The following is an 11,479-nucleotide window of genomic DNA, read 5'->3' as shown; positions in this document are numbered from 1 at the left end:
AACACAACCGCGCGAGACCAGTTAGTCCGCAATGGGTCCACAAGGCGACAGACATGCTGTTTTGGTCGGAGTCATTTTGGGCGAGCATCGGCGTCACGCCTCATGGGAACAAAGCTAGTGGAAATCCCACGGTGAGCCCTGTCTGGAGGGTCCCCACGCATACGCCTCCTCGCGGCTGTCGAACGGTCGGATCATCGGCTCCGAGAAGCCGAGCACCTCATAGCAGTACTCGCTACCGACGAAGGAGAAATGTCGTGGCTTCCGGCCGACTGGATCGGTCGCCGCGTATGCTTTCAACAGTGCGGAATTTACAGCCTCCTTGACATAAACACCGCCGTCGTACATTCCCGCGCTATCCCCATGATCGGCTACCGAGTAGATCATTTCATCGAAACCCGCGTAAATCTCGCAGGACACTTCGATGCCATAAGCGCGAGGACTGGGATTTGGTGCCACGACAATGAGGTAGAGCACGCCACGCCAAAGGCCTTGATCGAAAACATAAGGCGGGCGTTCGATACCATCGATAATCGACGCATATTGCCGCCATTTGAGAGTGGGATCAGGGAACAAGCTGCCTCCATGCATCTGAAGTTCACATGATAGCGGAACGTGAGATGTCCGCTACGGGTCAAAGTGGGAAGAACTCAACCTGAGCAAATCTACTCCGCCATGCCTGCTAGATGGACCTCAATATGGTGCGCCGACGACGTCGCTGAAGCGCCAAAAGCTGACCCGTATATCGGGAGATGCCGCGCATTGCAGTGACTCCGATCACATGCAGGAACGGTGGTCTGTTCCAACATGGCCGTTTGAGAAGGGTAGCTTCCAGCGAGGGGACAGAATGGAGAAGTATGGAGGGGCGCCATCGAGGTGCGTGACTATGACCCCGACTGGCCAGTTCGTTTCCAGCAGGAGTGCCGTCGCTTGCGATTTGTGGTCGGTCCGGCGCTCAAGATCGAACACATGGGCAGTACGTCTGTGTCCGGCCTCTCGGCCAAACCGATTATCGACATCTTGGTCGGCCTCCCGAACTTGTTGCGCGCGAAGTCCACGTTTGTGAGGCCATTCGCGCAACTCGGATACACCTACATCCCCGAGTACGAAGCATGGTTACCTGGTGAACTGTTTTTTCGGAAGAGGATGCCTGGACCCTGGACACACCATCTTCACATCATGGAGCAATGCAATCCACGCTGGAGAGATTTCCTGCTGTTTCGCGACTACTTGCGCTTACACCCGGAAATCGCTGCCGCGTACGGAAGCCAAAAGAAATCGCTCGCGGATGAATTTGGCAAGAACATCGAGGGCTTTCGCAAAACAAAACATCGGTTGTGAGGGAGATAACCGACAAGGCGCTATCAGCATTCGGGAAGTATTGTTTGCGCTGCCACAGCGACGGGATATGCCGTGCGGCGCTGCTAAGATGTCCGCTTCGGGTCCACAAGCGGGAATGCCAACGAGCAGCTCCTTGCTCGAGCCTCACAGCGCAAGGCACGGGTGGAGTTCTCTCCCTTCAGGCGCTTGGCAGGGACCGAGTAAGGAGCTGCCGGCGAGCCTTCTTCAGATCGGTCGCCAGTTTTATTTTCTCTCTCAAAACGAGGATTTCGGAATATTCCTTTTGGATCTCTGGGCGGGTGCGAAGTGCTTCAAGCTGCTGGGCGGTCAGTTTCAATATCGCGGCAATATGCGTACTCTGGATGTGGTGCATGGCAATCAAATCCGCTGTTGGAAAAACGGAACGCCACGATACAGCGAACTGCGGTGCGGCGTCGCTGGAAATAAACAGCCAGCCTTACTGTCGTTTTTTTTGCAGCGCGTCACTGCCCTCATCAGGTAGGGGGCTGCCGTCTGCTCATAATGAATTTCTTGACCGCATGAATCGTGCGAGCAAGCTGTCGCGGCCGGCGACTACGCGGCGGCGTGACTAGCACAACGAAGAGCAGGTTCAGCAGCAGCCAGCAGCCGACCGCGATGAAAATGTACTTCATAACTCCTCAAGGGTGCCCTCGGAAGAGCACTGCAAGAAGAGCGGCAGCAACAATCGCGAGCCAGATCATCGAAACAACGAAGCTGGCGAAATGCCAATCTACGTCGCGGCGCCTGGGCTGCATTGTGTCTCCTTCCGGAGGCCGTGTGTCGTCGTCTCAGCGGCCTCTATCGTCCTTGCCGTTGGGGCTGCCGTCTCCGCCGCCGTTGCCCCAGCCGTTGTTGCCGTGATGGTGATGGTCGTCGTGGACCGCGCCTGCGCCCGACTTCGCGATCGCATCCGATGTAAGGGATGTCGACAGGAGTAGGGTGACGGCTGGAGGTGTCACCGCCGCGAACTTTCCGCAGGTTCTTAAGAACTCGCGACGGTCGTCCTGATCTGGCATGCGTTTCTCCGTCCAGAGATAAGCCCAAATTAAATCACAATAACTGAATTAAATCAATTTAATTCGTTCCAGAAGAAAGCGGCTCGTCCACTCCCTCAGGGGAAGCTCGACGCGCTGGAGTCCGCTGTGGTCACAAGCCGCCGACCACGCCGAAGGTGGGAGCTTCCGCTTTGCCTTGGTAAGCCGACGTTTATGAGGTCACGTCCTCCGCGAGAGCGGCTTCGACCGCTCGGCTCGGCGGCAGGCCAAGAGCAGGTCAGGAACTCGCGGAGGCGTTGCGGATTGGCTCTGTCGGCCGGACTGAGTGCCTCCAGCGAGACGGCTATGGCGAGCGACCGCAACACATTCCTCGGCGTCGCGGCGTGCGACCTTGCCCTGCCTCTTGGCGAAGCCGACGTCGTCATCTTCGGAGCTGCCGACGCCACGCCGCATTTGAAGGGCAGGACCAGCCATGCCGCGAATGGCCCAGCGGCCATTCGCAATGCTTTGCGCGTTTATCAGACCGACCTTGCCAGGTGGGATTTCGACCAAGACGGAATCCTGCTCGACCCGGAGCAAATCCGGGTCGTCGATGGCGGCGATCTTGCCACGTCACCCGAGGCCCCCGAGCAAAACCGGAATGCAATCAGGTCCGCCACCAGGAAGATCCTGAAGTCCGGCGCGGTACCCATGCTGCTCGGCGGAGATGATTCTGTCCCCATACCGTTCTTCGAGGCGTTCGAAGACATGGGCAAGCTGACGATCCTGCAGATCGACGCGCATCTGGATTGGAAGGACCAGCGCGACGGCTCAGCACATACGTTTTCCAGCACGATGCGGCGCGCCAGCGAGTTGCCTTGGGTCGAACGCATTGTGCAGGTCGGTTTAAGGGGTATCGGTGGCTCGGGCCTGCAGGAGCTCAGTTGCGCGCGGAACTGGGGCTCCAGGATTTTTACGGCACGAGACGTCAAAAGCCGGGGCGTTCAAGCCGTCCTGAGTGCAATCGAGGACAGCGCGAACTGCCTGATCACGATCGATTGCGACGGCCTGGATCCGTCCGTCATTCCCGGCGTGCTGCTGCCGCAGCCTGGCGGCTTGTCCTATTTCGACGTCATAGACCTGATCGCGGGCGTCGCCTCGAAGGCCAGAATTGTCGGTCTTGATCTGGTCGAATTGGTGCCGGAGCGTGATCCGCAGAATATTGGGGCGATCTGCGCAGCGCGGATCATCTGCAACGCCATTGGACATATCGCCAAGCAGAAACGCTAGCCGGTGGGCATGTGTCCGAGCGCCTTGCGGATCATCGCGGCGAGCTGGTTGCGGCGGTAGGGTTTTGTCAGCAGCATGACGCCGTCGTCGAGCTTGCCGTGGTGGACGATGGCGTTGTCGGTATAGCCGGAAGTGTAGAGCACCTTCACGCCGGGGCGGATCGTCGCCACCTTGTCGGCGAGGTCGCGTCCGCTCATGCCGCCGGGGATGACGACGTCGGTGAACAGCAGATCGAACGGCTGGCCGGCCCGGATCAACTCCAGCGCGGCCTTGCCGTCGGGCGCGGCGACGGTCTGGTAGCCGAGGCTCTGGAGCTGCACGGTGACGAAGTTGCGCACCAGCGGATCATCCTCGACCACAAAAATGGTCTCGGCGCCACCCTCGGCCGGCGGTGCGGCAGAGGTGACTGGCTCGGTCATGCCTTCGCCCGGCGGCAGATAGAGCTTGATCGTGGTGCCGTGGCCTTCCTCGCTGTAGATCTTGATGTGGCCGCCGGATTGCTTGACGAAGCCGTAGACCATGGAAAGGCCGAGGCCGCTTCCCTTGCCGACCTCCTTGGTGGTGAAGAACGGCTCGAACGCCTGCTGTTGCACCTCGGCCGGCATGCCGGTGCCGGTGTCGCTGACGGCGAGCATCACGTAAGGGCCGGGCCGCACGTCGGGATTGCTTTGCGCATAGGCCTGGTCGAGCACGACGCGGTGGGCCTCGAGCAGCAGCTTGCCGCCGTTCGGCATGGCGTCGCGGGCGTTGATGGCCATGTTGAGCAGGGCATTGGTGAGGCGGGACGGATCGATGTGCGCGGTCATCTGCCCCTGTTCGAGCACGGTCTCGATCTCGATCTGCTCGCCGAGGGTGGGGCGCAGGAGTTTCGCGATGTCCGCGACCGCGGCGTTGATCTCGACGTTGCGCGGCTGCAGCGGCTGCCTGCGCGCGAAGGCGAGCAGATGCTGAATCAGCTCGGCGCAGCGCTCGGCGGCCTCGTCGATCAGGCGTGCCACGCGCTGGAGCTCGGGCTGCTGCTTCAGGCTCGCCACCAGCGTCTCGGTATTGCCGGAGATCACGGTCAGCATGTTGTTGAAGTCGTGCGCGACGCCGCCGGTGAGCTTGCCGATGGCATCCAGCTTCTGCGACTGGTACAATTGCCGCTCGGTCTCGCGCGAGGTGGTCGCGTCGTGATAGACCAGCACCGCGCCGGAGACGTTGCCTTTCCCGTCCAGCATCGGCCGGCCGCTGATCATGAGATGACGGGGAGCATTGCCGCTGTGCGGGCGGACGATCATCTCCATGTTCTCGAACGGCTCGCCACGCAGCACGCGTGCCGACGGTAACTCGTCGGCCTTGAGCGGGGTGACGCCGTCGCCGTGAAGCACGATGGACATCGCGCGCAGATTGCGCAGGTTCATGCCGGTCCGGTGCAGCAGCATGCGCTCGGCGGCGGGATTGGACAGAAGGACATTGCCCTCGGCATCGATGACCAGCACCGCCTCCGCCATGCTGTGAAAGGTGCTCTGGAGCACGTTGACCGAGAGGCGCAGCTCGTCATGCGCGGTGACCAGATGCTCGGTGCGCTCGGCCACCGCGGCCTCGAGCTGCTGCTTGGCGGCCGTGGTCTCCATTAGCGTGCTCTTGAGTGCGCCCTCACTGCGCCGGCTCTCGCGCATCATCATCACGACCAGCAGCAGGATCACCAACGCGCCGGCGACGTCGATGCCGAGCAGCACGATGCCGGTGCGGCGCGAATCCTGGGAGCGCGCCGCGAGCAATCGTTCTTCCTCTGCGCTCAAATGATCGAAATTGCCCATCACCGTGTCCATGAGGCCACGGCCCTCGCCCTTGCCCTGGACTGCGGCAATGCCGGCCTGATCGTTTCCGGCGCGCAGGCGCATCACTTCGGCGGCGATCTCGATCCGGCGCAGCGCCAGCGGCTCGGTGCCCTCGAGCAGCGCGACATGTTCGGGAGTGTCGCGCACGCTGCGCTTGAGGTCGGCGAGTGCCGGTGCGATACGGGCGTGCACCGCCTGGAATTCTTCGCTGAAGCTCGGGTTGCGATAGATCTCGTAGCCACGTGCGGCGCTCTCGGCACTGCGCATCAGCACGCGCAGGTCGGAGATCTTCTTCAGCACCCCGACGGTGTGATTGACCCAGGCCGCATCGGACCGTGACTTGACGTCGAGGCCGATCGAGGCGGTGATGATCAGGAGGATGGCAAGTCCAGCACCGAGAATGACGCGCTGCGTTGGGATCAAGGGACTTCTTTCTTGTCCTTCGGCTGCGAGCCATCGCCCGGCACGGCGATGCATTCCCGGATCGTGGTCAGCAGCGTGTCCGGCGTGAACGGCTTGCGCAGGCAGCGGGTCGCGCCAAGCTCCAGCGCCATCCGGAGGAAGTCGGGAGAGGGCGAGGCGGATGATGCGAAGGCGTAGCCGGACATCGCGATTAGCGGAACCGCCGGCGCGCGCTCGTGAAAGATGCGAATGGACTCGAAGCCGCGCATATGCGGCATGAAGATGTCAACCAGCATCACGTCGAAATTCTGTGTTTCGAGCGCAGCCAAACCCGTTTCTCCGCCGTCAGTCAACGTGACGTCGAAGCCCTGACGTTGGAGGAGGACCTCGATGGTCGCGCCGACCATCGGATCGTCATCAACCACGAGAATGCGCGGCATGACACTTCCCAGTCATCGAAGTCCCCACAGCCAAGTTGATACAGGTGAATCGCGCGTCGGGTCAATTTGGGATTGGATAAGGGTAGATATGCACGGTGCGGTGAATAAAGGTCCGCTCGCATCGATTGTACGCGACACTTGCCGATGTCGAATACGAGGCGAGCGAAACAGGTGAGGCGCCTGAATGAAAAAGGCGCCGCATCGCTGCGACGCCTTCTTCTTCAAGTGTTTCAGGTCCTGTTACGGGCAGGGATGACGCTGGCCGTCATAGCCCAGATAGGTGCCGGACGCCGGATCGTAGGACTTGTAGCGCTGCGCGCAGTAGGCCGCGGAGTCGCCGCCGCCATCGGGGACCACGGCCACTGTCGGTTCATCATAGTAGCTGTCGCCGTAATAGTAGGGGTCGTCGTAATACCCGCCGCCGTAATAGGCGTACGAGCCGAGGCCGCCGATCGCAGCGCCGGCCGCGAACCCGGGCCAAAAGCCGCCGCCGTGACGATGATGCCAGTGACGACCACTCCAATTGCCGCCACCGCCCTGCCAGTTGCCCGCAGTCGCGACGCTGCGTGTACCGCTGTAGGACGGCGAGAAGGCCTGTCGGCTCACCGTGCCGGCTGCGAAGCTGCCACCGCCCGGACGTACTGCTGCGCCGGCCGCGAAATTGCCGCCGCCGCCGCCGATCCGCGCGCCGCCGAAGTTGCCGCCGAAGTTGCCGCCGCCCATGCGGGCGCCGCCGCCACCGAAATGTGCCCCGCCGCCGCCGCCGCCACCGAAGCGTGCTCCGCCGCCGCCGCCACCGAAGTGTGCTCCGCCGCCGCCGCCACCAAAGTGTGCTCCGCCGCCGCCGACCGCTGCGGCCCGACTTTGGGCAAAGCTCGGCGTCGCCAACGGGATAACCAATGTCACTGCCGCAGCCGTGCTCAAGACTTTCAGACTTTTCATGATCAAAACTCCTTTTCCCGGAAGCAAACCCCATGAAAGGGCCGGAGTTCCTGGGATCACGGGGGTTTGCGTGCGACGAAAAGTTCTCATGGCGACGCTGTATCCGGCATGAACGGATCGCGTCCGATTTGCGGCAGCGTTCCGTGCCGGGGACCGCATCTGCAGCGGGGCATTGCCGCCCGCGCCGAACTGGACATTTCGCCGTCCGGATGGCATCAGGACCCGACGAAGCAGGGCCCTTGCCGCATGAAACAGTTCTTCCTCAAGTTTTTCACCTGGTGGAATGGCCAGACGTTTGGCACCCAACTCTGGACCAAGCGCTACGGCGAGCTGGTCGGCCAGGACGAGCAGGGCAACCTCTATTATCGCACCCGCGGCGGGGCGATCGACCCGGTGCTCGGCTTCGAGCGCCGCTGGGTGGTCTATAACGGCTACGCCGAGGCCAGCCGTATCCCGCCGTCCTGGCACGGCTGGATGCATCACACCGTCGACGTGCCGCCGACGCAGGACAACTACCAGCCGCGCGAATGGGAAAAGCCGCACCAGCCCAATCTCACCGGCACGGCCAACGCCTACCGTCCCGCGGGCTCGACGCTCGCCAGCGGCAAGCGGCCGAAGGCGACCGGCGACTATCAGCCCTGGACGCCGAGCTAGCCTTCCGATTCCCGTCTCACCCTTGTCGTGGGAGTGGATGCAGCCGCATCCGCCTCGCTTTACTGTGGACAACGGGAACAGCGGGGATGAGTCCTGCGCGGGGGTTGCAGCCACGCGGGCGATGCGGCTCAATGGTCGCATCTTACGGAGATGGGAGACCATCGCGTTCGGTTCGGGCAACAGTTCGCGACTGTCCCGAAATGCAGCGGCCGCCGACCAGGACTCGATCGGGAGATAGGCCCCCGGTCTGGAAGCTCCGAAATCGCCCGATGAAATGTGCAGCCGCCGTAAGACAGGAAAGGCCGCTCGGGAAACCGGGCGGCCTTTTTCTTTGGTAGACGGGCGACTGGATTTCGCGTGCCCCGGACGCTGCGCAGCACCGCTACGCGCTGCAGCGCGTCCGGGACACGAGAGTGGAGACTAGGTCATCCGCTCGGCCGCACGCTTCACCGCTTCGAGGCGGCGAGCCTGGTTCGCTGCGCCGCGCTCCCTGAGTAATGCCAGCACCTCCGCCGGCGCGGTATCCGGCGAGCCTGCATTGAACGGCGGGGCCGGATTGTATTCGAGCTGAAGCTGGATCGCCTCCGCGGTGGTGCGATCGACCATGATCGACACCAGGGTCAGCGCGAAATCGATTCCCGCGGTGACGCCGCCGCCGGTGATGCGGTTGCGGTCGACGCAGACGCGCGTCTTGGTCGGCGTCGCGCCGAACTGAGCGAGCATCTCCATCGCGCTCCAATGCGTGGCGGCGCGATAGCCCTTCAAGAGGCCGGCGGCGCCGAGCGCCAGCGATCCCGTGCAGACCGAGGTGACGTATTTGGCACCCTCGGCCTGCCGGCGCAGGAAACCGAGCACCTCCTCGTCATTGAGCAGATCGTTGGTGCCGCCGCCGCCGGGCACGCAGATCACGTCGAGCTGCGGGCAGTCGGCGAATGTCGTGGTCGGCGTCAGCGTCAGCACGGAATCGCTCGGCACGGGCTCGATCCGTTTCCAGATCAAATGCAGTTTTGCGCCGGGCACGGAGGAGAACACCTGCAAGGGGCCCGTGAAATCGAGCTGGGTGACGCGCGGAAACACCAAGAGACCGATCTGGAGCGGGGACGACATGAGAGCCTCCAATTATGAGCTTGACGGAAGCAGCCTCTCATGATGCCTTTCCGTCCAGAATGGCGTATTTCCCTCGCTTTCGGACATGACCATGATCGGCATCCTGATCTTCCCGGACTTCCAGTTGCTCGATGCGGCCGGCCCGATCTCCGTGTTCGAGATCGCGGCGCGCTGCACGGGCAAGACGACGACCGGGATCCGCGTGCTGGCGGTGAGCGCGGGGCCGGTGCGCAGCTCGTCGGGCGTGGAGATGATGGCGCGCGACTTCAAGTCGGCCAATGCGATCACGACGCTGGTCGTGGCGGGAGGCGCGGGCGTGACGGATGCCGCGCGCTGCGAGGTCACGCGCGCCTTCGTGCAGCGGCTGGCGCGGCGCGGCGTGCGGGTCGCGAGCGTCTGCTCGGGCGCCTATGTGCTCGCCGAAGCAGGCCTGCTCGACGGCCGCCGCGCCACCACGCATTGGGGACGCACGCGGGATTTCGTCGCGCGCTATCCCAAGGTGAAGTTCGAGCCGGACCAGATTTTCACCCGCGACGGCAATGTGTGGACGTCGGCCGGCATCACGGCCGGCATCGACCTTGCGCTCGCGATGGTAACGGAGGATCACGGCGAGCAGATCGCGCAGGACACGGCGCGGCAGCTCGTGCTGTATCATCGCCGCAGCGGCGGCCAGTCGCAGTTCTCGTCACTTCTGGAATTGAAGACGCCGAACGGCCGCTTCGGTGCGCTGCTGTCCTGGGCGCGCGAGAACCTCGACGCTCGCTTGACTGTCGAAGATCTCGCCGACCGTGCCGGCATGAGCGCGCGGCATTTTGCCCGCGCCTTTGCCGCCGAGACCGGCACGACGCCCTCGAAGGCCATCGAGCGCTTGCGCATCGAGGTCGCGCGCGAGCGCGTGCAGTCCTCGCGCGAGGCGATCGAACTCGTCGCGGAGACAACCGGTTTCCGCGATCCCGAGCGCATGCGGCGCGCCTTCATCCGCGCCTTCGGCCAGCCGCCGCAAGCGCTGCGGCGCGCGGCAAGGGCCGGGTAGGGAGAATTGATCGAGTTGGAGAGCCCGCTTGAGCAGGTGAGCACACTTGGATATTTGAGCAGACTTGCATATTGCGCGGCATTTCCCCTTTTGGAGCCGGAACGGACCTCGTCAAGCGAATGCACCCGTTGTAGACGATGTGTACAACACGTACCGTCGCCGATCCGATGCAAGGAACCCCAATGACCGATCGAGAAAAGATTCTGATTGCCCTTCGCGAAAAACCTCTGAAGACCTTCGAAGTCATGAAGCGCGTGAACATCAAGAATCAGGACGACTGCCAATCGCTCCTGTTGAAGATGCGTGACGAAGGCGCCGTGAAGTTTGATATTCACAAGGGACATTGGCGCGCTGCGTGACGACATTCGCTGGGTCACCAGCGGCCTCGCGATGGCAGAGCGGTCATGACTTGCGTGTTGGCAAGGCTTGCGGATTGGTTCAGCCCGATGCGGCCTTGCCGCCGGTCGCCGCAGCGCCCGAGGCCTGCGCGCGCGCCGTCAAGCGCCGCGCGATCGGCATCAGCATGTAGGGCGCCAGGTGAATGGGAAACTGCGTCATCGCGAAATAGAGCCAGGTGGTGGGCGGCAGCGCGCCGGCGGTCGCGGCGAGCATCAGGCCCAGATTGCGCTGTGACACCATCAGCCCGAGCGCCAGCGCGCGCTCATAGCCGATGCGGCGGAACAGCAGCGTCGTGACGGCGAGCAGCGTGAAATAGATCGCGAAGGCGAGAGCCGCGAAGCCGAGGGTGGAGACCGGCCGGGCGACGAGATCGCTCGCGACGTCGCCCATGATCGCGGTCGCGAAGACCAGCAGGATGACGATGTTGAAGCCGTCGATCGGCTGCCTGTGGCGCTGGATCGCGGCCGCGCCGAAGATATATCGGACCACGGTGGCGGCGAGGAGCGATGCGGCGAGGATGCCGAGCAGCTTCAAGCCCAGCGCAGGCGGCGAGATGCTGAGCATGCCGTCGAGGAACAGGCTTGCGAACAGCGATGCCGTGAACGGTACCAGCGCAGTCGCGCTCACCAGCGTGACCAGCACCAGCGTGGCCTCGAGGCCCATCAGCGCGGCCAGCGCCGGTGCGGCCATCATCGGCGAGGCCATGCTCTGCAGCATCAACGCCAGGGCAAGGTCGGGCGCGCGCGCCGTGAGCCCGGTGACATGGACGATCAGCCCGATGATCACAGGCACGCCGATCATGGTCCAGACGGTCGCGGTCGCGACCAGCGCCGGCCGGCGCAGATGGCCGGTGAGCGCGGCAAGGTCGACCCGCATGAAGGAGATGCAGAGCAGAACGAAGATCGCCTCGGTGACGTAGGGGCGCAGCAACGCCCCGAGCGGCGGCACCGCGAGCGCGATGAACACGACGGCGGCCACCGCGCGGGTGCCCTGGCCGCCAAGCCATGTCAGACCGCGCAGCGGGAGGGCGAATATGCTTTGAAGAACGGGCGGCAT

Annotated in this window: 13 protein-coding genes; 5 read left to right on the top strand and 8 right to left on the bottom strand. The window is 63.4% G+C overall.

Translation table 11 applies throughout. From position 1 onward, the window contains the following. Positions 1–114 precede the first annotated feature (114 nt). Positions 115–573, bottom strand: a complete 459-nt coding sequence (locus IVB50_RS23240) for a hypothetical protein (protein ID WP_157642913.1) — start codon at positions 571–573, stop codon at positions 115–117. A gap of 300 nt (positions 574–873) precedes the next feature. Here IVB50_RS23240 and IVB50_RS23235 point away from each other — a divergent pair, with 300 nt between their 5' ends. After that, positions 874–1,338: a GrpB family protein gene (locus tag IVB50_RS23235; protein ID WP_245288385.1), complete on the top strand. Its 465-nt coding sequence runs from the start codon at positions 874–876 to the stop codon at positions 1,336–1,338. Between the two features lie 178 nt (positions 1,339–1,516). Here the strand turns inward: IVB50_RS23235 and IVB50_RS23230 are convergent, their stop codons facing one another. Together IVB50_RS23230 and IVB50_RS23225 are read right to left on the bottom strand one after the other, a co-directional pair. Next, the gene (locus tag IVB50_RS23230) at positions 1,517–1,711 is read right to left on the bottom strand and encodes a hypothetical protein (RefSeq protein ID WP_018454499.1); all 195 of its coding nucleotides are present in this window, start codon (positions 1,709–1,711) and stop codon (positions 1,517–1,519) included. A gap of 436 nt (positions 1,712–2,147) precedes the next feature. Further along, a complete protein-coding gene (locus tag IVB50_RS23225; RefSeq protein ID WP_039799060.1) occupies positions 2,148–2,375 on the bottom strand; it encodes a hypothetical protein in 228 nt (75 codons plus the stop codon). Positions 2,376–2,699: 324 nt separating this feature from the next. On the opposite strand from IVB50_RS23225, the gene IVB50_RS23220 reads away from it, so the two are divergent. Next, the gene (locus tag IVB50_RS23220; RefSeq protein ID WP_018454498.1) at positions 2,700–3,623 is read left to right on the top strand and encodes an arginase family protein; all 924 of its coding nucleotides are present in this window, start codon (positions 2,700–2,702) and stop codon (positions 3,621–3,623) included. Here the strand turns inward: IVB50_RS23220 and IVB50_RS23215 are convergent. The 3 genes from IVB50_RS23215 to IVB50_RS23205 all read right to left on the bottom strand — a co-directional run bounded on the left by IVB50_RS23215 (position 3,620) and on the right by IVB50_RS23205 (position 7,230). Beyond that, entirely contained in the window at positions 3,620–5,869 is a 2,250-nt protein-coding gene (locus IVB50_RS23215; RefSeq protein ID WP_247297419.1) for a CHASE3 domain-containing protein, read from the bottom strand. The two genes, IVB50_RS23220 and IVB50_RS23215, sit on opposite strands and share 4 nt — an antisense overlap. Continuing rightward, positions 5,866–6,288 (bottom strand): response regulator, encoded by a 423-nt coding sequence (locus IVB50_RS23210; protein WP_085353532.1) that lies wholly within the window; start codon positions 6,286–6,288, stop codon positions 5,866–5,868. Before IVB50_RS23210 ends, IVB50_RS23215 begins: the two co-directional genes overlap by 4 nt. Before the next feature lie 240 nt (positions 6,289–6,528). Beyond that, on the bottom strand, positions 6,529–7,230 hold the full coding sequence (locus IVB50_RS23205; protein WP_039799071.1) for a BA14K family protein: 702 nt from the start codon (positions 7,228–7,230) through the stop codon (positions 6,529–6,531). 246 nt (positions 7,231–7,476) lie between these two features. Here IVB50_RS23205 and IVB50_RS23200 point away from each other — a divergent pair, with 246 nt between their 5' ends. After that, positions 7,477–7,884 (top strand): NADH:ubiquinone oxidoreductase subunit NDUFA12, encoded by a 408-nt coding sequence (locus tag IVB50_RS23200; protein ID WP_026232746.1) that lies wholly within the window; start codon positions 7,477–7,479, stop codon positions 7,882–7,884. Positions 7,885–8,304: 420 nt separating this feature from the next. Here IVB50_RS23200 and IVB50_RS23195 read toward each other — a convergent pair whose 3' ends face one another. Next, on the bottom strand, positions 8,305–8,991 hold the full coding sequence (locus tag IVB50_RS23195) for a DJ-1/PfpI family protein (protein WP_018454493.1): 687 nt from the start codon (positions 8,989–8,991) through the stop codon (positions 8,305–8,307). 91 nt (positions 8,992–9,082) lie between these two features. Here IVB50_RS23195 and IVB50_RS23190 point away from each other — a divergent pair, with 91 nt between their 5' ends. Both IVB50_RS23190 and IVB50_RS23185 read left to right on the top strand, forming a co-directional pair. Then, a complete protein-coding gene (locus IVB50_RS23190; protein ID WP_026232745.1) occupies positions 9,083–10,024 on the top strand; it encodes a GlxA family transcriptional regulator in 942 nt (313 codons plus the stop codon). 182 nt (positions 10,025–10,206) lie between these two features. Continuing rightward, the gene (locus IVB50_RS23185) at positions 10,207–10,383 is read left to right on the top strand and encodes a hypothetical protein (protein ID WP_018454491.1); all 177 of its coding nucleotides are present in this window, start codon (positions 10,207–10,209) and stop codon (positions 10,381–10,383) included. 79 nt (positions 10,384–10,462) lie between these two features. Here the strand turns inward: IVB50_RS23185 and IVB50_RS23180 are convergent, their stop codons facing one another. Next, on the bottom strand, positions 10,463–11,479 hold the full coding sequence (locus tag IVB50_RS23180) for a hypothetical protein (RefSeq protein ID WP_018454490.1): 1,017 nt from the start codon (positions 11,477–11,479) through the stop codon (positions 10,463–10,465).

It is taken from the genome of Bradyrhizobium sp. 87 (assembly GCF_023073015.1).
Lineage (GTDB): Bacteria > Pseudomonadota > Alphaproteobacteria > Rhizobiales > Xanthobacteraceae > Bradyrhizobium > Bradyrhizobium canariense_D.
Note: the sequence above shows the minus strand (reverse complement) of the source record. Positions and strands in the feature narration are given on the sequence as shown.

What these genes read in the sequence shown, in the direction of transcription:
- IVB50_RS23230 (WP_018454499.1), bottom strand. Translation starts at nt 1,711, where the DNA reads ATGCACCACATCCAGAGTACGCATATTGCCGCGATATTGAAACTGACC.
- IVB50_RS23225 (WP_039799060.1), bottom strand. Translation starts at nt 2,375, where the DNA reads ATGCCAGATCAGGACGACCGTCGCGAGTTCTTAAGAACCTGCGGAAAG.
- IVB50_RS23220 (WP_018454498.1), top strand. Translation starts at nt 2,700, where the DNA reads ATGGCGAGCGACCGCAACACATTCCTCGGCGTCGCGGCGTGCGACCTT.
- IVB50_RS23210 (WP_085353532.1), bottom strand. Translation starts at nt 6,288, where the DNA reads ATGCCGCGCATTCTCGTGGTTGATGACGATCCGATGGTCGGCGCGACC.
- IVB50_RS23205 (WP_039799071.1), bottom strand. Translation starts at nt 7,230, where the DNA reads ATGAAAAGTCTGAAAGTCTTGAGCACGGCTGCGGCAGTGACATTGGTT.
- IVB50_RS23200 (WP_026232746.1), top strand. Translation starts at nt 7,477, where the DNA reads ATGAAACAGTTCTTCCTCAAGTTTTTCACCTGGTGGAATGGCCAGACG.
- IVB50_RS23195 (WP_018454493.1), bottom strand. Translation starts at nt 8,991, where the DNA reads ATGTCGTCCCCGCTCCAGATCGGTCTCTTGGTGTTTCCGCGCGTCACC.
- IVB50_RS23190 (WP_026232745.1), top strand. Translation starts at nt 9,083, where the DNA reads ATGATCGGCATCCTGATCTTCCCGGACTTCCAGTTGCTCGATGCGGCC.
- IVB50_RS23185 (WP_018454491.1), top strand. Translation starts at nt 10,207, where the DNA reads ATGACCGATCGAGAAAAGATTCTGATTGCCCTTCGCGAAAAACCTCTG.
- IVB50_RS23180 (WP_018454490.1), bottom strand. Translation starts at nt 11,479, where the DNA reads ATGCCGCCCGTTCTTCAAAGCATATTCGCCCTCCCGCTGCGCGGTCTG.